The 20,570-nt window shown below is 68.8% G+C and carries 25 protein-coding genes; 17 read left to right on the top strand and 8 right to left on the bottom strand.

All coding sequences use genetic code 11. The features are described from left to right. Positions 1 to 30 precede the first annotated feature (30 nt). Positions 31 to 651: a M23 family metallopeptidase gene (locus IE066_RS08935; protein WP_229790781.1), complete on the top strand. Its 621-nt coding sequence runs from the start codon at positions 31 to 33 to the stop codon at positions 649 to 651. A 27-nt stretch (positions 652 to 678) separates the two neighbouring features. Here the strand turns inward: IE066_RS08935 and IE066_RS08940 are convergent, their stop codons facing one another. Further along, positions 679 to 936 (bottom strand): hypothetical protein, encoded by a 258-nt coding sequence (locus IE066_RS08940; RefSeq protein WP_189449677.1) that lies wholly within the window; start codon positions 934 to 936, stop codon positions 679 to 681. Between the two features lie 124 nt (positions 937 to 1,060). On the opposite strand from IE066_RS08940, the gene IE066_RS08945 reads away from it, so the two are divergent. Continuing rightward, a complete protein-coding gene (locus tag IE066_RS08945; RefSeq protein WP_189449076.1) occupies positions 1,061 to 2,086 on the top strand; it encodes a class I SAM-dependent methyltransferase in 1,026 nt (341 codons plus the stop codon). Continuing rightward, complete coding sequence (locus tag IE066_RS08950) at positions 2,083 to 2,784, top strand: pseudouridine synthase (RefSeq protein ID WP_189449078.1); 702 nt, start codon at positions 2,083 to 2,085, stop codon at positions 2,782 to 2,784. Before IE066_RS08945 ends, IE066_RS08950 begins: the two co-directional genes overlap by 4 nt. On the opposite strand, the gene IE066_RS08955 is transcribed toward IE066_RS08950, so the two are convergent. Beyond that, entirely contained in the window at positions 2,775 to 3,332 is a 558-nt protein-coding gene (locus tag IE066_RS08955) for a DUF1415 domain-containing protein (RefSeq protein ID WP_189449080.1), read from the bottom strand. The genes IE066_RS08950 and IE066_RS08955 overlap by 10 nt on opposite strands. Beyond that, positions 3,333 to 3,815, bottom strand: coding sequence for a YajQ family cyclic di-GMP-binding protein (locus IE066_RS08960; RefSeq protein WP_189449082.1), 483 nt, complete (start codon positions 3,813 to 3,815; stop codon positions 3,333 to 3,335). It abuts the gene before it with no gap. Between the two features lie 134 nt (positions 3,816 to 3,949). On the opposite strand from IE066_RS08960, the gene IE066_RS08965 reads away from it, so the two are divergent. Both IE066_RS08965 and IE066_RS08970 read left to right on the top strand, forming a co-directional pair. Beyond that, positions 3,950 to 4,462 (top strand): hypothetical protein, encoded by a 513-nt coding sequence (locus IE066_RS08965; RefSeq protein ID WP_189449084.1) that lies wholly within the window; start codon positions 3,950 to 3,952, stop codon positions 4,460 to 4,462. Between the two features lie 38 nt (positions 4,463 to 4,500). Further along, positions 4,501 to 5,388 carry a DMT family transporter gene (locus IE066_RS08970; protein WP_189449086.1) on the top strand — a complete coding sequence of 296 codons (888 nt, stop codon included), beginning with the start codon at positions 4,501 to 4,503 and terminating at the stop codon, positions 5,386 to 5,388. Here the strand turns inward: IE066_RS08970 and IE066_RS08975 are convergent. From IE066_RS08975 to IE066_RS08985, 3 genes are all read right to left on the bottom strand, one after another. After that, positions 5,385 to 6,185, bottom strand: a complete 801-nt coding sequence (locus IE066_RS08975; protein WP_189449087.1) for a DNA-formamidopyrimidine glycosylase family protein — start codon at positions 6,183 to 6,185, stop codon at positions 5,385 to 5,387. The genes IE066_RS08970 and IE066_RS08975 overlap by 4 nt on opposite strands. Before the next feature lie 3 nt (positions 6,186 to 6,188). After that, the gene (locus IE066_RS08980; RefSeq protein WP_189449089.1) at positions 6,189 to 6,392 is read right to left on the bottom strand and encodes a hypothetical protein; all 204 of its coding nucleotides are present in this window, start codon (positions 6,390 to 6,392) and stop codon (positions 6,189 to 6,191) included. A 114-nt stretch (positions 6,393 to 6,506) separates the two neighbouring features. Beyond that, positions 6,507 to 7,139: an OmpW/AlkL family protein gene (locus IE066_RS08985; RefSeq protein ID WP_189449091.1), complete on the bottom strand. Its 633-nt coding sequence runs from the start codon at positions 7,137 to 7,139 to the stop codon at positions 6,507 to 6,509. A 230-nt stretch (positions 7,140 to 7,369) separates the two neighbouring features. On the opposite strand from IE066_RS08985, the gene IE066_RS08990 reads away from it, so the two are divergent. Genes IE066_RS08990 through lpdA form a run of 3 tightly spaced genes read left to right on the top strand, consistent with a single transcriptional unit; the run spans position 7,370 to position 11,753 of the window. After that, positions 7,370 to 8,818: a dihydrolipoyllysine-residue acetyltransferase gene (locus IE066_RS08990; protein WP_189449093.1), complete on the top strand. Its 1,449-nt coding sequence runs from the start codon at positions 7,370 to 7,372 to the stop codon at positions 8,816 to 8,818. A 2-nt stretch (positions 8,819 to 8,820) separates the two neighbouring features. After that, entirely contained in the window at positions 8,821 to 9,939 is a 1,119-nt protein-coding gene (locus IE066_RS08995; protein ID WP_189449095.1) for a mechanosensitive ion channel family protein, read from the top strand. Then, positions 9,939 to 11,753 (top strand): dihydrolipoyl dehydrogenase, encoded by a 1,815-nt coding sequence (gene lpdA, locus IE066_RS09000; RefSeq protein ID WP_189449097.1) that lies wholly within the window; start codon positions 9,939 to 9,941, stop codon positions 11,751 to 11,753. The genes IE066_RS08995 and lpdA overlap by 1 nt, the downstream gene beginning before the upstream one ends. A gap of 72 nt (positions 11,754 to 11,825) precedes the next feature. Here the strand turns inward: lpdA and IE066_RS09005 are convergent, their stop codons facing one another. Then, on the bottom strand, positions 11,826 to 12,629 hold the full coding sequence (locus IE066_RS09005) for a hypothetical protein (RefSeq protein WP_189449099.1): 804 nt from the start codon (positions 12,627 to 12,629) through the stop codon (positions 11,826 to 11,828). A 189-nt stretch (positions 12,630 to 12,818) separates the two neighbouring features. Beyond that, complete coding sequence (locus IE066_RS09010) at positions 12,819 to 13,013, bottom strand: DUF2061 domain-containing protein (RefSeq protein ID WP_189449101.1); 195 nt, start codon at positions 13,011 to 13,013, stop codon at positions 12,819 to 12,821. Positions 13,014 to 13,226: 213 nt separating this feature from the next. Between IE066_RS09010 and IE066_RS09015 the strand changes: the two genes are divergently transcribed. The 9 genes from IE066_RS09015 to IE066_RS09055 all read left to right on the top strand — a co-directional run bounded on the left by IE066_RS09015 (position 13,227) and on the right by IE066_RS09055 (position 20,413). Next, entirely contained in the window at positions 13,227 to 13,595 is a 369-nt protein-coding gene (locus IE066_RS09015; RefSeq protein ID WP_189449103.1) for an ATP synthase subunit I, read from the top strand. Between the two features lie 9 nt (positions 13,596 to 13,604). Then, positions 13,605 to 14,435 (top strand): F0F1 ATP synthase subunit A, encoded by an 831-nt coding sequence (gene atpB, locus IE066_RS09020; RefSeq protein WP_189449105.1) that lies wholly within the window; start codon positions 13,605 to 13,607, stop codon positions 14,433 to 14,435. A gap of 79 nt (positions 14,436 to 14,514) precedes the next feature. Further along, positions 14,515 to 14,793, top strand: coding sequence for a F0F1 ATP synthase subunit C (gene atpE / locus IE066_RS09025; RefSeq protein ID WP_115841924.1), 279 nt, complete (start codon positions 14,515 to 14,517; stop codon positions 14,791 to 14,793). 86 nt (positions 14,794 to 14,879) lie between these two features. Beyond that, positions 14,880 to 15,350: a F0F1 ATP synthase subunit B gene (locus IE066_RS09030; protein ID WP_189449108.1), complete on the top strand. Its 471-nt coding sequence runs from the start codon at positions 14,880 to 14,882 to the stop codon at positions 15,348 to 15,350. A 13-nt stretch (positions 15,351 to 15,363) separates the two neighbouring features. Then, complete coding sequence (locus tag IE066_RS09035; RefSeq protein ID WP_189449110.1) at positions 15,364 to 15,891, top strand: F0F1 ATP synthase subunit delta; 528 nt, start codon at positions 15,364 to 15,366, stop codon at positions 15,889 to 15,891. Positions 15,892 to 15,943: 52 nt separating this feature from the next. Then, the gene (gene atpA, locus IE066_RS09040) at positions 15,944 to 17,491 is read left to right on the top strand and encodes a F0F1 ATP synthase subunit alpha (RefSeq protein ID WP_189449112.1); all 1,548 of its coding nucleotides are present in this window, start codon (positions 15,944 to 15,946) and stop codon (positions 17,489 to 17,491) included. A 71-nt stretch (positions 17,492 to 17,562) separates the two neighbouring features. Then, a complete protein-coding gene (gene atpG, locus IE066_RS09045) occupies positions 17,563 to 18,426 on the top strand; it encodes a F0F1 ATP synthase subunit gamma (RefSeq protein WP_189449114.1) in 864 nt (287 codons plus the stop codon). A 70-nt stretch (positions 18,427 to 18,496) separates the two neighbouring features. Further along, the gene (gene atpD, locus IE066_RS09050; protein WP_189449116.1) at positions 18,497 to 19,921 is read left to right on the top strand and encodes a F0F1 ATP synthase subunit beta; all 1,425 of its coding nucleotides are present in this window, start codon (positions 18,497 to 18,499) and stop codon (positions 19,919 to 19,921) included. A gap of 66 nt (positions 19,922 to 19,987) precedes the next feature. Continuing rightward, positions 19,988 to 20,413, top strand: a complete 426-nt coding sequence (locus tag IE066_RS09055; protein ID WP_189449118.1) for a F0F1 ATP synthase subunit epsilon — start codon at positions 19,988 to 19,990, stop codon at positions 20,411 to 20,413. Positions 20,414 to 20,570 lie beyond the last annotated feature (157 nt).

The raw sequence follows: 20,570 nt of genomic DNA on the forward strand, positions 1-20,570 counted from the left end.
ATCCTGCGACGCCTCGGAGGACACCGGATGCTGCGCTATCTGCTCGTATTCCTGATCGGCGCGCTGCTCGGCGCGAACGTCGCCTGGTACTACGCGCGCTCGCGCGGTGCCTGCGAAGCACCGCCGCGGAAAGAGGTTCCGGTGCGAACGCCGGATGCCGTCTCCACCACGCCGTCCGTTTCGCCGCCCGCGCCGGTCACGTCCGCCGCACCTGCAGTTCTGTCGAGCGGGCTCGTGCTGCCGGTTGCCGGCGTCACGCCGTCGCAGCTGGTGGATACCTACACGCAGGCGCGCGGCGAGAACCGCGTGCACGACGCGATCGACATCATGGCGCCTGCCGGCACGCCGGTGCTGGCCGCGGTCGACGGGCCGGTCGCCAAGCTGTTCACCAGCGACCTCGGCGGGCTGACGATCTACCAGTTCGACGATGCCGGCCGCCGCGTCTACTACTACGCGCACCTGCAGGGCTATGCCGCGGGGCTCGCCGAGGGCCAGCGCCTGCGGCAGGGGCAGGTGATCGGCTACGTGGGCAGCACCGGCAACGCGAGCCCCGATGCGCCGCACCTGCACTTCACCGTCGGCGACCTCGGCCCGGAGAAGCAGTGGTCGAAATCGACGCCGGTGAACCCGTACCCGTTGCTCGCGCGCTGACGGCGCGGGCCGCCAGCGCGCGAGGCGTCAATGCACCGTCTGCGGCGTCGCCTCGAAGCGGCGCGCGTAGTCGCGCTCGTCGGCCACGCGTTCGACGAAGGCGTCGTCGACTTCCGGCGCGCCGTACACCGCATACACCACGCGTTCGCCGTCCACGCCGAGCTGGCGCAGGCTGTAGCGCGACGCCCCGCCGCCGGTGTTTTCCGGATAGTTCTTCGGCGGCTGCGGGCCCTCCAGGTCCATCTCGCTGTTGTCCACCACGCCGCCGACGAAAAGGGCACGGATCATGTCGCCTCCACGCTGTGTATTGAGGCTCCACCCTGCCGCCGGCCGTGTTTGGCGGTGATGAAGCGGGCGTGGTGGAAGCGGCAAGGGCCTAGACTGTCGCGCCGCCCGACCCGCCAAGACCGTGCACGCCGACCCGGCCCTCGACGCCCTGTTCCTTCCCTTCGACGACGGCCTGCTGCCGCCGCCCGCCGGTGGCGCCTTCCTGGGCGCCCGCGCGGGCGTGGCGCTGCAGCGCTGGAGCTCCGCCGGCCTGGCCTGCGAGCAGGACTACCGCCCGGTCGCGTTGGCGCTCGAACGCGCCGGCATCGGGGTGGTCGCCGATGCGCTGCAGCCCCCGCCCACCTTTCCGACGGTGCTGGTGCTGCCGCCGCGGCAGCGCGAGCAGTCGCGCGCGATGCTCGCGCGCGCGGTGAAGCTGGCGGGCGAGCGTGGCCGCGTGGTCGCCTGCGCCGCCAACAATGCGGGCGCGAAGTCGATGCAGGACGATCTCGCCGCGCTGGCCGGCCCGGTCGGCGTGCTGAGCAAGCACAAGTGCCGTGTCGTCTGGACCGAGCCCGGGACGACGCCGTCGCCGTTGGTGGACGAATGGCTGGCGCTCGACGCGCCGCGGCCCATCCTCGACGGCAGCGTGCTGAGTCGCCCGGGCCTGTTCGCCTGGGATCGCGTCGACCCGGCCTCCGCGCTGCTCGTCGCGCAACTGCCGACCGACCTCGCCGGCCGGGCGGCCGATCTCGGCGCCGGCTGGGGCTATCTGTCACGCGAGCTGCTCGCGCGTAATGCGGGCATCGCGTCGCTCGATGCGTTCGAGGCGCAGTACCGCGCGCTGCCGCTGCTCGAACGCAACCTGGCGCCGTTCGCCGATCGCGCACGCATCGCCACGCACTGGTCGGACGTGACCGCCGGCATCGACGGCACGTACGAGGTGATCGTCAGCAATCCGCCGTTCCATGCCGACGACCGCGTCGATCGCCCGGACCTGGGCCGGCGCTTCATCGAAGTCGCCGCCGCCGCGCTCGTGCCGGGCGGACGCTACTTCATGGTCGCCAACCGCCACCTGCCGTACGAAGCCACGCTCGCCAGGCACTTCCGCGACGTGCGCGTGCTGGCCGACGCGCGCGGCTTCAAGGTCTTCGAGGCACGCCGATGAAACTGCTCCGTCTGATCGCCAACCTCGGCTACGGCTCGCGCAAACAGGTCCAGCAGATGTTCCGCGAGGGCCGCGTCACCGACGCCGCGGGCGACGTGCTCTACGGCGACGACGTGCGCGACCCGGCCGACGTGCGCCTGGACGGCGAGCCGTTGGATCCGCCACCGGGCCTCGCGCTGATGCTTCACAAGCCGGTCGGCTACACCTGTTCGACCAAGGACGCGGGGCGGCTCGTCTACGACCTGCTGCCACCGCGCTTCCGCCTGCGCGATCCGGTGGTGTCCACGGTCGGACGCCTCGATCGCGACACCAGCGGCCTTCTGCTGCTGACCGACGACGGCGCGCTGCTGCACCGGATCATCTCGCCGAAGGCCGTGGTGCCGAAGGTGTACGAGGCGACCCTGGCGCAGGACCTGCGCGGCGACGAGGCCGCGATCTTCGCCAGCGGCACCCTGTTGCTCGAAGCCGAGAAGACGCCGCTGGCACCCGCCGCCCTGGAAGTGATCGACGCGCGTCATGCGCGTCTCACCCTGACCGAAGGCCGCTACCACCAGGTGCGGCGCATGTTCGCCGCCGTCGGCAACCACGTCGACGCGCTGCACCGCAGCCGCATCGGCGGCCTGTCGCTCGACGGGCTGCCCGCAGGCCAGTGGCGGATGCTGTCGCCGGCCGACATCGAGGCGATCTTTCAGGGCTGAGTGTCGTCGGCCAACAACCGGCGCAGACCGTCGGCGCCGAGGCGCCGCATCGTGGCGATATTGCGTTCGACGATCACGTCGGGATCGGGATAAGCCGCCACCGCGCGGTCGATGCTCGCCTCGCGCAAGAGGTGCAGCGTCGGATAGGGCGTGCGGTTGGTGAGGTTGGACGGATCGTCGGCGGGCTCGCCGGCGAACACGTAGTCCGGATGGAAACTCGCGACCTGGATCTCCCCTTCGAGACCCATGCGCCGCACGAGGCGGTCGGCCTCGTCGAGGAAATCGTTGTAGTCGAAGAAGTCGCCCAGCACGTGCGGATGCACGATCAGCGTGGTGTCGATCTCGTCGGCGGGCGTGGCGCGCAGCCGCTCGAGCTCACGCTGCAGATCCTCGCGCAGCGCCTCGGTGTCGCGCGCCTCGCTCAGCACGAAGCGCACCTGGCGCTTGACGTGCACGGCCTTGGCAAAAGGGCAGAGGTTCAGCCCGATCACCGCGCGCTCCAGCCAGCGGCGCGTCGCGGCGATCTCGGCGGGCTCGGCCGCGTCCACTCAGTCGCGGAAGTTGTCGAACTGCAGTGGGCGCTCGAATTCGGCGCCGCGCAGCAGAGCGATCACCGCCTGCAGATCGTCGCGCTTCTTGCCGGTCACGCGCAGCTTCTCGCCGTTGATCTGCGTATCGGCCTTGAGCTTGCTGTCCTTGATCGTGGCCTGGATCTTCTTGGCCAGCTCGCGCTCGATGCCCTGCTTGACCAGCACGGTCTGGCGCGCACCGGCCACGTTGGTCAGCACGTCCTTGAACTCCAGGCAGCGCGCGTCGATGCCGCGGGCGATCAGCCGCGCGCGCAGGATGTCGTTCATCTGCTTGAGCTGGAATTCGCTGGGCGCCGACAGCGTGATCGACTCGCCCTCCTGCTCGAACTTCGCGTCCACGCCCTTGAAGTCGAAGCGGGTGGACAGCTCGCGGTTGGCCTGGTCGACGGCATTGGTGAGCTCGTGGGCGTCGACTTCCGAGACGATATCGAACGAGGGCATGGCGGCCTCCGCAGCAGGGCGCAAGAGGGTACCGCAGCCCTCGCGGGCCGACGACGCCGGATCGCGGATGCTGGATGCATGTCGCGCGCCGTTTCCTTGTATCGCAAGCGCCTGCCGTCCCGATGGAGGCTGCGATGCCGCTGTTGATCGCGCTGCTGGCGCTGGCGGGCGTATTGCTCCTCGGCGTCGTGCTCGGCGTCGCCGGCCTGTTGCGTCGGCCGTTCCGGGCGCCGGTCTGGCAGCCGGTGTTCGGCTTTCCGCTCGCGCTGCGCGCGGTGGCGCTGCTCGTGGCGGTGCTGATCGCCGTATCGCTGGCCGCATGGCGGCATCCGGAGGCGCTGCAGGGCCTCGGCTATGGATTGGCGGTCGGGCTGCTGCTGGGCGGCGGCGCGGGCGCGACGTCCGGGCTGCGTCGCGAGGGGCGATCGATGCGCCAACGCCCCAACCGCGTGTTCATGGTTCTGCTCGCTGTCGCCGTGCTGGCGCGCGCGCTGCTCGCGATGGCCGGCGGACTCGCGTCGCTTCCGGCCGGCATGCAGGCCACGCTTCCGATGCTGGGCGGGCTGCTGCTGGGCTATCCGCTCGCGCATGCGGTGGTGCTGCGTCTGCGACTGGTACGTCTGGCACGCTTGCGCGACGCCGGCTAGCGCCGCATCGTTCGCGCTCCTCACATCCGGATGCATCCATGCCGGCTTCCCGCCGCGCCGTGGCCATGATGCTGCTGGCCGTCGCAACCTTCTCGCTGATGGACGCCGGCCTCAAGCAGCTCAGCACGCATTACCCGGCCTTCCAGGTCGCCGCGCTGCGCGGTGCGGCCTCGTTGCCGTTCGTGCTGGTCTGGGCGCTGTCGACGGGCGGCGTTCGACCGCTGTTGCGCGTGCGTTGGCCGCTGCACCTGCTGCGCGGCGCGATGGGCGTGGCGATGATGGCCTCGTTCGTCTACGCGCTGCGCACGCTGCCGTTGTCGACGGCCTATTCGATCTTCTTCGTCGCGCCGCTGCTGGTGACCGCGCTGTCGGTACCGATCCTCGGCGAGCGCGTGGGGCCGCGGCGCTGGACGGCGATCGCGATCGGCCTCATAGGCACCCTGGTGCTGCTGCGGCCCACCGGCGAGGGCCTGGTCAGCATCGCCTCGCTGGCGGTGCTGCTGGCCGCGGTCATGTACGCGGTGAGCGCGATCAGCGTGCGCGTGCTCGCGCGCACCGACAGCACGCAGTCGATGATGGTCTGGCTGATGGCCCTGATGGCGATCGGCGCCGGCCTGCTGGCCTGGCCGGGCTGGACGCCCGTCGCAGGCGCGGATCTGTGGCTGATCCTCGGCATCGGCGTGGCGGGCGGCATCGGCCAGTACGCGGTCACCGAGGCTTTCCGCGTGGGCGAGGCCTCGCTGATCGCACCGCTGGAATACACCGCGCTGGTCTGGGGCGTGCTGCTCGACCTCACGCTCTGGGGCGTGCTGCCCGACGGCGTCACCTGGGTCGGCGCGGCGATCATCGTCGCCAGCGGGCTCTACCTGCTTCGACGCGAGCGCGTGCAGGCCGAGCGCGCACCCGACGTGGTGACGCCGCCCTAGCGTCGGCCGAGGCGCCGGGTCGTCGGCTTGGGCGCAGGCAACGGTGGCGGCTCGCCCTCGCCGTAAAAGCGCTGGCAGGTGTCGCACCAGAACGCGCGGCGTTCCTTCTTGCCCAGATGCCGGCAGAAGCTCAGCGGCGTGCCATCGCGCGGGCAGGTCTTCTTCGCGTGCACCTGCCAGTGCTGGCGCAGGGTGAATTCCTTCTTCCACTCGTAGAAGTCGAAGCTGTACTCGCGCGCCTGCACGATCAATTCGGTGAGCTTTCGCGACGGCAGGTCGCCAATGCGCGTCTGCGGATGCACGCGGATGCGGTGCAGCACCTCGTTCTTGATGATGTTGCCCACGCCGGCGAACACGTCCTGCTCCAGCAGCGCGTCCGCACATATCGTGTCCGGCATCGCCTTGAGCTTGCGGCGTGCGGCCTTCGGGTCCCATTCGTCGGCCATCACGTCGGCGGCCCAGTCGTAGGCGTCGTCGAGCGGCTCGTCGATGAACTTGACCGAACAGGAATAGAAGTTGAGCTCGCGCTTGCGGGTGAAGCGCCGGCTCAGGCGCGGCGTCTTGTCCTCCTTGCGCTCGTCGATGCAGTAGCTGCCGAACATCAGCATGTGGATGCGCACGGCGAAATCGCCGAAATCCAGCAGGAAGTGCTTGCCCCAGGTGCGCACGGACTTCAGGCGCGAGCCGGGCAGGCGGAGGAGGTCCTGCTTCGTGTTGCCGGATGCCTCCAGCACTTTCAGGCCCGCGAGCGATTCGGCGCGCTCGCGCAGGATGACCAGCGACGGGCCTTCGGGCATCGGTCAGCGCCCCAGCGTTTCGAGGCTGCCCTGCAGCGCGGCGGCGAGCGCGGCATCGCCGCTGACCAGCGCCGTCCACTGCAGCTCCAGGCCCTTGCGGCGCCCCTTGGGCACCAGCTTCAGGCCGTCGGGGTCGACGGTGAGCGTGTAGGCTTGGCCCTTGATGTCGACCTCGCGACGCAGCGGGCCGTCGAGCTTCGTCGTCATCGCGACATTCCTGCATTGGGTGCCCGCAGGCTAGCGAGCGGCCGACGCAGGCCACGTGAACCCGAAAAAGAGAACGGGCCCCGAAGGGCCCGTCCGTATACGCATGTCGCGGTGTTACCAGCGCGCGCCCAGGCCGACGCCCACCACCACCGGGTTGGCCTTGGCCTCGCCGACGTTGGTGCCGTTCACCGACATGTCCGACGAGCCGTGCAGGTAGCGCACGTCGCCTCGCGCGAACCAGTGCTGGCCCAGCGTCACGTCGGCGCCGACCGTGGCCATCGGGCCCTTCGCGGTCTCCACGCCGATGCGCTGGCCGGCGAGCGCGCCGGTCGACGTCGCGGTCTCGTTGTCGTAGTTCATCTCGTAGTAGCCAAGGCCCACGAACGGGCGCACGGTGCGGTCCGGCGTGCCGAAGTGGTACTGGCCGCTGAGTGCATACGGCTGCGCATCGACGCTGGCGACCTTGCCGTCGCCGGTACGCACGCGATAGCCCGCCTTGTCCGCGCCCCAGGCCTCGACCGCGAAATTGTCGTTGACGAACCAGCTGCCGCTCAGCGTGGCGGCCGCCTCGCCATCGAGATCCGCGCGGGTCGCGCCGGCTTCGACGCTGCCGGTCGGATGGTTGAGTCCGACGCCGCCGACGATGGCGAAACGCGAGCCGGAGGCGGAGGTGCCGGCGTCCTGGGCGAAGGCGCACGGGGCGGCGGCGAGAGTGCCCACGAGGGCAAGAATCAGGTGACGCTTCATGGAGTGGCCTCCTAGTAATTGGCAGGACCGGTCGATGCCACCGACCGGCGAAGCCAACCTACCGATGTACGACTGAACCTCGCTTGCCTCGCGGACGGTCGCTTCTACGCGCACGCGACATCGGCTTCGCTAGCGGCATCTGCACGCGACGTCGACATCGCGTGGTTGGCGTCCTAGCCCGCACAGGCGAGAATGGCTTTTTGGTGAGCCCTCACCGCGGAGTCCCTCGAATGGCTGAGCTGAAGGAAGCGCGCGTCCCCGACATCGGCAACTACGACGGCGTGCCCGTCATCGAACTGCTCGTGTCCGTGGGCGACACCGTGGCGGCTGACCAGGGCCTCGTCACGCTCGAGTCGGACAAGGCGACGATGGAAGTGCCCGCGCCGTTCGCCGGCGTGGTGCGCGAGCTCAAGGTCAAGGTCGGCGACAAGCTCGCCGAGGGCGCGGTGGTCGCGATGATCGAGCCGGCCGACGCGGGTGCCCGCGATGCCGCGTCGGCATCCGGCCCGTCGTCCGATGGCGCACAGCCCAGGGCCGATACCGCGCAGGTCGCGACCTCGCCCGCGCAGCCGCGTCCTTCCGAAACGCCTGATCGCGTCGAGCCGGTCGCCACGGGCGAGCCCGACAGGCTGGCGCAGCGGGAGATCGCCACGCATGCCGCCAGCACGTCCGCGCCGCCGCCCCCGGCGACGCCGCAGAACGAGTCGCCGCGTACGCCGCCGGTCACGTTCGACGCGAACGAGCTGATGCCCGATGCGGTGCCGTATGCGAGCCCCGCCGTGCGCCTGTTCGCGCGCGAGCTGGGCGTCGACCTGTCGCGCGTCAAGGGCAGCGCCAAGGGTGGCCGCATCACCAGGGAAGACGTGCAGGGCCACGTCAAGCAGGTGATGTCCGGCGCCACCGCCGCGCCGTCGTCGGGTGGCGTGTCGCTCGGCGGCGGGCTCAACCTGCTGCCGTGGCCGAAGGTCGACTTCGCCAAGTTCGGCGAGATCGAGACGCGCGAGCTTTCGCGCATCAAGAAGCTCTCCGGCGCGAACCTCGCGCGCAACTGGGCGAGGATCCCGCACGTCACGCAGCACGACGATGCCGACATCACCGAGCTCGAGGCGCTGCGCATCGCGCTCAACAAGGAAAACGAGAAGAGCGGCACCAAGGTGACGATGCTCGCCTTCCTGATGAAGGCCGTGGTCGCGGCGCTGAAGAAGCACCCGGACTTCAACGCCTCGCTCGACGAGAGCGGCGAGAAGCTGGTGCTCAAGAAGTACTTCCACATCGGCTTCGCCGCCGACACGCCGAACGGTCTCGTGGTGCCGGTGATCCGCGACGTCGACAAGAAGGGCGTGGTGGAGCTCGCGCAGGAAACCGCGGAGCTCGCGAAGAAGGCGCGCGACGGCAAGCTCGGCCCGGCCGAGATGAGCGGCGGCTGCTTCTCGATCAGCTCGCTCGGCGGCATCGGCGGCACCAAGTTCACGCCGATCGTCAACGCGCCGGAAGTCGCGATCCTGGGCGTGTCGAAGTCGGCGATGAAGCCGGTATGGGACGGCGAGGCCTTCCAGCCGCGCCTGATCCTGCCGCTGTCGCTGAGCTACGACCACCGCGTCATCGACGGTGCCTCGGCCGCGCGCTTCACCGCATACCTCGCGCAGCTGATGGCCGACATGCGTCGCGTGCTGCTCTGACGATGCCGCAGGCGCAGGCTTCGCGCGAGTTGCACGAGGCCGGCGCGCGCGTGCGCGACGCCGCGCAGGACGGCTGGCAGGGCCTGCAGCCCGTACTCGATTACGAGATCGTGCGCGTCGCCGGGCTGCAGCTCACCGTCGGCAACCTCGCGACGGCGACGATCCTGCTGGCCCTGTTCTTCGCCGCCTCGCGCTACGCGGCGCGCGGGCTCACGCGCTACGGCGAGCGCGAAGGCGTGGATGCGGCCTCGCTGTATGCGATCAGCCGCGTCGCGCGCTATGGCCTTCTCGTCATCGGCTTTCTCATCGCGCTGGAAGTCGCGGGCATTCCGGTGTCGAAGTTCGCGGTGTTCGCGGGCGCGATTGGCGTGGGCCTGGGGTTCGGCCTGCAGGCGATCTTCAACAACTTCATCTCAGGCCTGATCCTGCTGTTCGACCGATCGATCAAGATCGGCGACTTCGTCGAACTGGAAAGCGGCGTGCACGGCGTGGTGCGCGACATCAAGATCCGCGCCACGCGCATTTCCACCAACGACAACCTCAACATCCTGGTGCCGAACTCGGAGTTCGTCAGTGGGCGCGTGGTGAACTGGACGCTGCTGGAGCGTGCGCGCCGCATGCGCATTCCGTTCGGCGTCGCCTACGGCACCGACAAGGAGATCGTGAAGCTCGCGGCGATCGAGGCCGCCTGCGAAGTGCCGTTCACGCTCGCGCACGACGGCCCGCGCGGGCCGCAGGTGTGGCTGGTCGAATTCGGCCCGAGCCGCCTGGAGTTCCAGCTGATCGTCTGGCTCAACGCCGATGCCACGCGGCGCCCGTCCGCGGTGAAGGCCGCCTACAACTGGGCGCTGCACAGTGCGCTCCAGCGCCACGGCATCGTCATCCCGTATCCGCAGCAGGACCTGCACGTGCGCAGCCTTTTCGGGCACGAGGGCGACGAGGCGATCGCCGTGCTCGCCGGCCGCGCGGTGCCCACCGCCGAACACGAAGCGGCGCATGCGCCGCCGCCCACACCCCGCGAACGCATTGCGCTCGCCGACAATGACGCGCAGCGCGACATCGAGCGCGACATCCACGAACAGCCGCCGGCCGACCCGGGCCCGCGGCAGCAGGAGGAATGATGGCTGCCCAGATCGAAGTGAAGGTGCCCGACATCGGCGGCTACGACGACGTGCCGGTGATCGAGCTGCTCGTCGCCGTCGGCGACCGCGTCGAGAAGGACCAGGGCCTGATGACGCTCGAATCCGACAAGGCGACGATGGAAGTGCCGTCGTCCGCCGCCGGCATCGTGCGCGAGCTCAGGGTCAAGGTCGGCGACAAGGTGTCCGAGGGCAGCGTGATCGCGGTGCTCAAGGCCGAAGGCGAGGGCGCGGCGCCTGCAGCGCCGCAGGCCGCCGCACCGGCCACCAGCCAGGGCGAAGCCAAGGGCTACGGCGACACGAAGCAGGCGTCCCCCGCGGCGTCCACGGCCAGTGCGCCGGCCGCGACGTCCCCGACGCCTGCCGCATCCAGCGGCCGCAAGGCCGACGTCGAATGCCGCATGCTCGTGCTCGGTGCCGGCCCGGGTGGCTACACGGCCGCGTTCCGCGCCGCCGACCTCGGCCTCGACACCGTGCTGGTCGAGCGTTATGCGTCGCTGGGCGGCGTCTGCCTCAACGTCGGCTGCATCCCGTCGAAGGCGCTGCTGCACGCGGCCGCCGTCATCGACGAGGCGCAGCACGCGAAGGATTACGGCATCAGCTTCGGTCAGCCTGCGATCGAACTCGACGCGCTGCGGACCTACAAGGAGAAGGTCGTCGGCCAGCTCACCAAGGGCCTGGCCGGCATGGCCAAGCAGCGCAAGGTGCGCGTGGTGCAGGGCACGGGCCGCTTCGTGTCGCCGAACGAGGTCGAGGTGCAGGGCGAGGGCGGCACGCAGCTGATCCGCTTCGAGCAATGCATCATCGCGGCGGGTTCGCAGGCGGTGAAGCTGCCGAACTTCCCGTGGGACGACAAGCGCGTCATGGATTCCACCGACGCGCTCGACCTCGCCGACATCCCGAAATCCCTGCTCGTGGTCGGCGGCGGCATCATCGGCCTGGAAATGGCGACCGTCTATCGCGCGCTCGGCGCGCAGGTCACCGTGGTCGAACTCGGCGCGCAGCTGATGCCGGGCGCGGACACCGACCTCGTCAAGCCGCTCGCCGATCGCCTGAAAAAGCAGGGCGTGACCGTGCACCTCAACGTCAAGGCGTCGGGCGTGAAGGCGTCGAAGGCCGGCATCGAGGTGACGTTCGAAGGCGAGGGTGCGCCGCAGCCGACATCGTTCGATCGCGTGCTGGTCGCCGTCGGCCGCAGCCCGAACGGCGCGAAGATCGGCGCCGAGGCCGCGGGCGTGCAGGTGGGCGATCGCGGATTCATTCCGGTCGATCGGCAGATGCGAACCAACGTGCCGCACATCTTCGCGATCGGCGACATCGTCGGTAACCCGATGCTCGCGCACAAGGCGACGCACGAGGGCAAGCTCGCGGCGGAAGTCGCGGCGGGCGAGAAGCGCGAGTGGGTCGCGCGGGTGATTCCGTCGGTGGCCTATACCGATCCGGAGATCGCGTGGGTCGGCGTCACCGAGGCCGAAGCGAAGGCCAAGGGCCTCAAGGTCGGCGTCGGCAAGTTCCCGTGGGCGGCGAGCGGTCGCGCGATCGGGCTGGGTCGCACCGAAGGTTTCACCAAGCTCATCTTCGACGAGGTCACGCATCGCGTCATCGGCGGCGGCATCGTCGGCGTGCATGCAGGTGATCTGATCGCCGAGGTCGCGCTCGCGATCGAAATGGGCTGCGAGGTCGCCGACATCGGCATGACCATCCATCCGCATCCGACGCTCAGCGAATCGGTGGGCATGGCGGCGGAGGTCTTCGAAGGCACGATCACCGACCTCTACATCCCGAAGAAGAAGTAGTCGCGGGGGCGCGCGAAAAAGGAAACGGCGGCGCCTTCGCGGGCGCCGCCGTTTGCGTTCAACCGGCGTCGATCAGAACGCGATCGAAAGGCCCGCCACCGGGCCGTTGAAGCGCTGCTCGAAGCGGTTGATGCCTTCGTCGCCGTCGCGATCCTGCAGGTCCAGGCGCATCCACTTGTAGCCCGCGTGCACGCCGAAGCGGCCGCCGAAGCGGTATTCGACGATGGCGTGCGCCTGCGTCAGCTTGCCGTCGATGTCGTCCGAATCCAGCCAGCCCGCATCGAGGTGCTGCACCTGCGCATTGACGCGCCAGTTCTCGGACGGGGCGAACGTCAGGCGCGTGCCCACCAGCGGCAGCAGCCCGCTTTCCGCGTCGCTGCGGTCGTAGGTATTGGCACCGGAGACCGCGCGCAGGCGGCCTTCCACGCGCGCCTCCTGCACGCCCAGCTGCAGGCCCCAGCTCACCGTCGGCGCCTCGACCACGGCGAAGTCGTAGGCCACGCCGCCGAGGCTCATCTCGGCATCGGCGCGCGCGGAGCTGCCCGCGGGGATCACCACGTCGTCGTAGGAGATCGACTCACCGAGCGTGGCCGATTCGTCGCCGTCGAAGCGCGTGTAGTTGAAGACCAGGCGATGGCGATCGCCGAGGCGCCACTGCGCGTCGAGCGCGGGCACGGTGTCGCGGCCGGTGTCGAAGGTTTCGTCGAACGTCTCGGCATTGCCGAGGTAGGTGGTGTTGCCGGCCACGCGCAGGCGGCCGTCGCCGTTGAAGGCGCTGGCGCGCAGCACGAAGCGGTCTTCATCGATGGCATGTGCGGGAGCGGCGACGCCGGCCAATGCGAGGGCCAGCAGGGACAGCGGAAGCAGGCGGGTCATCGTGACTCCGGTATCAGGGGAAGGTCGCGATGAAAGCCGCACCGGGGTCGAGCATCCGTGAATCGCAGGAACGAAAAAGCCCCGGCCGGGAGGCCGGGGCTGCGTCCGCCGCGCACCACCGTCGACGAGGAGAGAAGCCGTGGCCGGGGCAGGCGAGGCTTGTGACCGCCCGTTGGCGGGAAGGTTCCGTCAGGCCGCGACCGCCGGCGACGTACGGCGCTCCAGGCGTCGCCAGAGCTTCTCGTGGAAGTGGAAGGCGACCGTGTTGCAGGCCGGCTCCACCAGCGCCATCACGCCACCGACCACTGCACTGCCGGTGAGCAGGTAGCCGAGGCTGAACGCCACGGTGAAATGGACGACGGCGAAGCTGAGGGTCTTGCGCATGGCGGGTCCTCTCCTGTCGCCCGATGCTGCGGCCGGGCGAATGCGCAGGTCCAATCGATTGTTCCGGCTGCCGCGATAGCCGGTTTCGATCACCTGTTCAGCCCATTCGCGCAGGCATGGCTTCCGTCGGTTGCCCGGATTTCTCACGCGTTCTATACTTTTGGGGCTCCACAGGGCGCTTTCGCGCCAGCCTCCAGACCGACGGAAACCCGCGTGCACGATCCATTGTCCGCAGGCCGCCGGCTGGCGTCGCGCGCGATCGTCTGGCAGGCCATTGCGACGGCGTTGGTCGCGCTGGCCTTCCTCCCGCTCGGCGTGCGCGAAGCGCTCGCGGCGGCGGTGGGCGGCGGCGCGGTCGTCGCGGCGGCGCTGGTGTCGATGCTGATCGCCCTGGGCGGCGGCATCCGGCCCGCAGGCGTCGCGATGGCGAGGCTCCTTGTGGGTATGGCGGCCAAATGGGCCACGGTCGCCATCGTTCTGGTTCTCGGCCTCGCCGTCTGGCGCCTTGCGCCCCTTCCGTTGCTGGTCGGGGTGCTGGTGGCGACAGTGGCGGCCGTCCCGGCCCAACTTCTGAAGCGATAGGTGTTCTCAGTGAGCGAGCAGACCGGTTCCGGCGGCGGCCTGAACGAGTACATCCAGCACCATCTGACCCAGAACACCATCCAGCTGGGCGGTGGCGGTTTCCATATCGATACGTGGGCCGTCTCGCTCATCCTGGGCCTGTTCTTCATCGCGTGGTTCGGCTTCTTCGCGCGACGCGCGACCGCCGGCGTGCCGTCCAAGGGCCAGGCCTTCGTCGAGCTCATCCTCGAGTTCATCGATGGCCAGGTGAAGGACACCTTCCACGGCGACCGTCGCTCGATCACGCCGCTCGCGCTCACGATCTTCATGTGGGTCGTGCTGATGAACGCGATGGACCTGCTGCCGCTCGACCTGCCGGGCTGGGTGGTCAAGACCACCGCCGGCGCCGAAGTCGCGCACCACACCTATTTCCGCTGGGTCCCGACCGCCGACCTCAACACCACGTTCGGCCTGTCCGTCGTCGTGTTCTTCATCATCCTCTACCACTCGATGAAGGCGAAGGGCATCGGCGGCTTCGGCAAGGAGCTGCTGACCGCGCCGTTCCACGCGCATGGCGCGGCGAAGATCGCGCTGGCCCCGGCCAACCTGCTCCTCAACCTCATCGAGTACGCGGTCAAGCCGGTTTCGCTGGCCATGCGACTGTTCGGCAACATGTACGGCGGCGAGCTGGTCTTCATGCTCATCGCCGGCCTGCTGGGCGGCGGCCTGCTGATGTTCGTGCCGGGCGTCATCTTCAATGCGGCCTGGGCGATCTTCCACATCCTGATCGTGCTGCTGCAGGCCTTCATCTTCATGATTCTCACCGTCGTCTACATCGCCGGCGCGTACGAGAGCCACTGATCGGATTCCGCTGTCGCGGTACTGCTCCACCCTTTCGCTTCACCCTTCAAACTTCACTTAAATCCGTAGGAGAAACACCATGGAATTCATCGCCAGCGTGCAGGGCCTGACCGCGATCGCGATCGGCATGATGGTCGGTCTGGGCGCGATCGGCGCCTGCCTCGGCATCGCGCTGATGGGCTCCAAGTTCCTCGAGTCGGCTGCCCGTCAGCCGGAGCTGGTTCCGATGCTGCAGGGCCGTATGTTCCTGCTCGCCGGCCTGATCGACGCGGCGTTCATCATCGCGCTCGCCGTCGGCCTGCTGTTCGCGTTCGGCAACCCGCTGCTCGGCGCGCTGCAGACCGCCGCCGGCGCCTGATCGCCCAGCAGTCCGCTTCAAGGCCGCCCGCGCATGCGGGCGGCTGACCGGGCGCCCGCGCCCGACCTGCGATCACCGGAGCTGTCATGAATATCAACATGACCTTCTTTGGCCAGATGCTCACCTTCGCGGTGCTGATCTGGGTCACCATGAAGTTCATCTGGCCGCCGCTCAACGCGGCCATCGAAGAGCGTCAGCGCAAGATCGCTGAAGGCCTCGCTGCGGCCGACAACAGCCAGAAGGCGCTGGAGCAGGCCCAGTCGAACGCCGATGCGGCGATCCGCGAGGCGCGCGTCAAGGCCAACGAGATCATCGAGCAGGCGCACCAGCGCGCGAACCAGATCGTCGAGCAGGCGCATTCCGAAGCGGTGGCCGCGGCCAACCGCCAGAAGGATGCGGCGCAGGCCGAGATCGCCGCCGCCAGCAACCGTGCCCGCGAGGAACTGCGTGCGCAGGTCGCCACGCTCGCCGTCGCCGGCGCCGAGAAGGTGCTGCGTCGCGAGATCGACCCGAACGCCCACCGCGCGCTGCTCGACGAGCTGGCCGCCCAGCTCTGACTGAGACCTATCGATGAGCCAGGCCCTGACCCTTGCCCGTCCCTACGCCCGCGCCGCGTTCAACGCCGCGCGGGACGAAGGCCGTATCAAAGCGTGGTCGGACGCGCTGGCGTTCGCGGCCCGCGTCGCCGGCGATCCGCAGGCACAGGCGGTGCTCAAGCACCCGCAGCTGACGTCCGAGCAGGCCGCGCGCCTGCTCGCGATCGACGGCGCGGAAGCCAGCGTGCAGCGTTTCGTGCAGATGCTTGCCGACAACCGCCGCCTCGAGCTGCTGCCCGAGATCGCCGGCCTGTTCGAGCAACTGCGCGCCGAGGCCGAGCGAGTCGTCAAGGCGCGCGTGACCTCCGCCTCGCAGCTCGGTGACGCCGACCTCGCGGCGATCCGCGACGGCCTCAAGCGCCGCTTCGGCCGCGAAGTCGAGCTGGAAACGGCGGTCGATCCGTCGCTGATCGGCGGCGCGGTGATCGATGCCGGCGACGTCGTCATCGACGGCTCGGTCAAGGGCAAGCTCGAGCGCCTGCAGTCGGCGCTCGCGGCGTAAGCCCACGAATTCATCTACTCCCGGCGTCCGCGTCGGAACCAGGGAAACTCCCATGCAGAACACGCTCAACCCGTCCGAAATCAGCGAACTGATCAAGACCCGCATCGAGCAGGTCGGTCTGGCCGCCGAAGCCCGCAACGAAGGCACGGTCACGTCGGTCTCCGACGGCATCGTCCGCATCTTCGGCCTGGCCGACGTGATGCAGGGCGAAATGATCGAGCTGCCGGGCAACACCTACGCGCTCGCGCTGAACCTGGAGCGCGACTCGGTCGGCGCCGTGGTCCTCGGCGACTACGAGCACCTGCGCGAGGGCGCGGTGGCCAAGACCACCGGCCGCATCCTGCAGGTGCCGATCGGCGAGCAGCTGCTCGGCCGCGTCGTCAATGCGCTGGGCGAGCCGATCGACGGCAAGGGCCCGCTGGGCGCCACGCTGTCGGCGCCGGTCGAGCGCGTCGCGCCGGGCGTGATCTGGCGCAAGTCGGTCGACCAGCCGGTGCAGACGGGCTACAAGTCGGTCGACGCCATGATCCCGATCGGCCGCGGCCAGCGCGAGCTGATCATCGGCGACCGCCAGACCGGCAAGACCGCGATGGCCGTCGACGCGATCATCGCGCAGAAGGGCACCGGCATTAAGTGCATCTACGTCGCGATCGGCCAGAAGAACTCGACCGTCGCCAACGTCGTGCGCCGCCTGGAAGAGCAGGGCGCGCTCGCGCACACGATCGTCGTCGCCGCCACGGCGTCGGAATCGGCCGCGATGCAGTACATCGCGCCGTACGCCGGCTGCGCCATGGGCGAGTACTTCCTCGACCGCGGCGAAGACGCGCTGATCATCTACGACGACCTGTCCAAGCACGCCGTCGCCTACCGCCAGATCTCGCTGCTGCTGCGCCGCCCGCCGGGTCGCGAAGCCTATCCGGGCGACGTGTTCTACCTGCACTCGCGCCTGCTCGAGCGCGCCTCGCGCGTGTCCGAGGAGTACGTCGAGAAGTTCACCAACGGCGAGGTGAAGGGCAAGACGGGTTCGCTGACCGCGCTGCCGATCATCGAGACGCAGGCGGGCGACGTGTCCGCGTTCGTCCCGACGAACGTCATCTCGATCACCGACGGCCAGATCTTCCTCGAGACCGACCTGTTCAACGCGGGCATCCGCCCGGCCGTGAACGCCGGCATCTCGGTGTCGCGCGTCGGTGGCGCGGCGCAGACCAAGATCATCAAGAAGCTGTCGGGCGGCATCCGCATCTCGCTGGCGCAGTACCGCGAGCTGGCGGCGTTCGCGCAGTTCGCGTCGGACCTCGACGAAGCGACCCGCAAGCAGCTCGAGCGCGGCCAGCGCGTCACCGAGCTGATGAAGCAGAAGCAGTACAGCCCGCTGCCGATCTCGCTGCAGGCGCTGTCGATCTACGCCGTCAACGAGGGTTATCTCGACAACGTGCCGGTCAACAAGATCGGCGCCTTCGAGGCCGGCCTGCACTCGCACTTCGTCAACACGCAGGGCGAGCTGGCGTCGCGCATCAACCAGTCCGGCGCGTGGGACGACTCGATCGAGAACACCTTCAAGCAGGTGATCGCCGAGTTCAAGCAGACGGGCAGCTGGTAATTCCAGCCGCCGCGCGGGCGTGGTGATCCACGCCCGCCGACCCCGGTAGCAGCACGAGAAGCGAGCGAGAGATGGCAGGCGGACGCGAAATCAAATCGAAGATCAAGAGCGTGCAGAACACCCGCAAGGTGACGCGCGCGCTTGAAATGGTCTCCGCCTCGAAGATCCGCAAGGCGCAGGACCGCATGAAGACCTCGCGCCCCTATGCGCGGGTGATGAAGCAGGTGATCGGCCACCTCGCGCAGGCGAGCGCCGACTACCGCCATCCGTACATGGTCGAGCGGACCGACGTGAAGCGCGTGGCCTACGTGATCGTGTCGAGCGATCGCGGCCTCGCCGGCGGCCTCAACAACAACATGTTCCGCAAGCTGGTGGGCGAGTTCCGCCGCTGGCAGGAGCAGGGCGTCGAGGTCGACGTCGTCACGATCGGCCAGAAGGCGTCGGTGTTCTTCCGCCGCCTGAAGGTCAACATGATCGCGTCGGTCACGCATCTGGGCGACGTGCCGAAGCTCGAGCAGCTGATCGGCGTGATCAAGGTCGTGCTGGACGCGTACGAGGCCGGCCAGGTCGACCGCGTGTTCGTCGGCTACAACCGCTTCATCAACACGATGAGCCAGCTGGCCACGTTCGACCAGCTGCTGCCGCTGCCGGCGTCGAGCACGAAGGTCGCGTCGCACGACTGGGACTACATCTACGAGCCGGACGCGCCGACGGTGCTCGAGCACGTGATGACGCGCTACATCGAGTCGCTGGTCTACCAGGCCGTCCTCGAGAACATCGCGTCCGAGCATGCCGCGCGCATGGTGGCGATGAAGGCGGCGTCCGATAACGCGACCAAGCTGATCGGCACGCTCAACCTCATCTACAACAAGGCCCGCCAGGCCGCGATCACCCAGGAAATCTCGGAGATCGTCGGCGGCGCCGCGGCGGTCTGATCGACGCCACCGGCTGAGCGCGTCGCCCGCGCTCGCATTCCAACGAATCGGTTTACCAAGGAAACAACCCATGAACGCTCAGGTCACTCCCAGCACCACGGGCACCATCGTCCAGATCATCGGCGCGGTCGTCGACGTCGAGTTCCCGCGTGATGCGGTGCCGCGCGTGTACGACGCGCTGAAGGTCGACGGTACGGCGATCACGCTGGAAGTCCAGCAGCAGCTGGGCGACGGCGTCGTGCGCGCGATCGCGCTCGGCTCGACGGACGGCCTGAAGCGCGGCCTCGTCGCCAACAACACCGGCCGCGCCATCGCGGTGCCGGTCGGCACGGGCACGCTGGGCCGCATCATGGACGTGCTCGGCCGCCCGATCGACGAGGCCGGCCCGGTCGAGGCGACCGATCACTGGGAAATCCATCGCGGCGCGCCGTCGTACGAGGACCAGTCCTCGGCGACCGACCTGCTCGAAACCGGCATCAAGGTCATCGACCTGATGTGTCCGTTCGCCAAGGGCGGCAAGGTCGGCCTGTTCGGCGGCGCCGGCGTCGGCAAGACCGTCAACATGATGGAGCTCATCAACAACATCGCGAAGGCGCACTCGGGTCTGTCCGTGTTCGCCGGCGTGGGCGAGCGTACCCGCGAGGGCAACGACTTCTACCACGAGATGAAGGACTCCAACGTCCTGGACAAGGTCGCGATGGTCTACGGCCAGATGAACGAGCCGCCGGGCAACCGCCTGCGCGTCGCGCTCACCGGCCTGACCATGGCCGAGTACTTCCGCGACGACAAGGACCCGGCGACGGGCAAGGGTCGCGACGTGCTGCTGTTCGTCGACAACATCTACCGCTACACGCTGGCCGGTACCGAAGTGTCGGCACTGCTGGGCCGCATGCCGTCGGCCGTGGGTTACCAGCCGACGCTGGCCGAGGAAATGGGCGTCCTGCAGGAGCGCATCACCTCGACCAAGACCGGTTCGATCACCTCGATCCAGGCCGTGTACGTGCCCGCGGACGACCTGACCGACCCGTCGCCGGCGACCACCTTCGCCCACCTCGACGCCACCGTCGTGCTGTCGCGAAACATCGCCTCGCTGGGCATCTACCCGGCCGTCGACCCGCTCGACTCGACCTCGCGCCAGCTCGACCCCAACGTCATCGGCACCGAGCACTACGACGTCGCGCGTCGCGTGCAGTCCACGCTCCAGAAGTACAAGGAGCTGAAGGACATCATCGCGATCCTGGGCATGGACGAGCTGTCGGAAGAGGACAAGCAGGCCGTGTCGCGCGCCCGCAAGATCGAGCGCTTCTTCTCGCAGCCGTTCCACGTGGCGGAAGTCTTCACCGGCTCGCCGGGCAAGTACGTCTCGCTGAAGGACACGATCCGCGGCTTCAAGATGATCGTCGACGGCGAGTGCGACCACCTGCCGGAGCAGGCGTTCTACATGGTCGGCGGCATCGAGGAAGCCTTCGAGAAGGCCAAGAAGATCGGCGGCTGAGCCGTCTGATCTGCACGGCGCCGACGTGAGTCGGCGCCGACGCCCTCCGAACCAAGCGAGAAAGACATGGCATCCACCATCCGTTGCGACATCGTCAGCGCCGAGCAGGAGATCTACAGCGGCGACGCCGAGCTGGTCGTCGCGACCGGCGAACTCGGCGAGCTGGGCATCGCGCCGAAGCACGCGCCGCTGATCACGCGCCTGAAGCCGGGCAAGGTCGTGGTGACCGTGCCGGGCGGCCAGCAGCTGGACTTCGCGATCTCCGGCGGCATCCTCGAGGTGCAGCCGAGCGTGGTGACCGTGCTGGCCGACACCGCGATCCGTGCCGAGGACATCGACGAGGCGGCGGTGCGCGCGGCGAAGGAAGAAGCCGAGCGCGTGCTGGCCAACAAGGATCCGAAGATGAGTCTCGAGGAAGCGCAGACCCAGCTCGCGATGTCGATCGCGCAGCTCTCCGCGCTCGAGCGCCTGCGCAAGAACCTCAAGCACTGAGGTCCGACCGCATCGCAGCGAAAACGCCGGCCTCGTGCCGGCGTTTTCGTTTGTGGCGGATGTTCGCGCGGCGCCGTCTCAGCCGATGAGCATGCGCTGCCGCAGATTCGATTGCGTTCCGCGTCGCAGTGCATAGAGCGACTGCATGCGGACCGGA

The organism is Cognatilysobacter xinjiangensis (assembly GCF_014651995.1).
In the GTDB taxonomy this organism is placed as follows: domain Bacteria; phylum Pseudomonadota; class Gammaproteobacteria; order Xanthomonadales; family Xanthomonadaceae; genus Cognatilysobacter; species Cognatilysobacter xinjiangensis.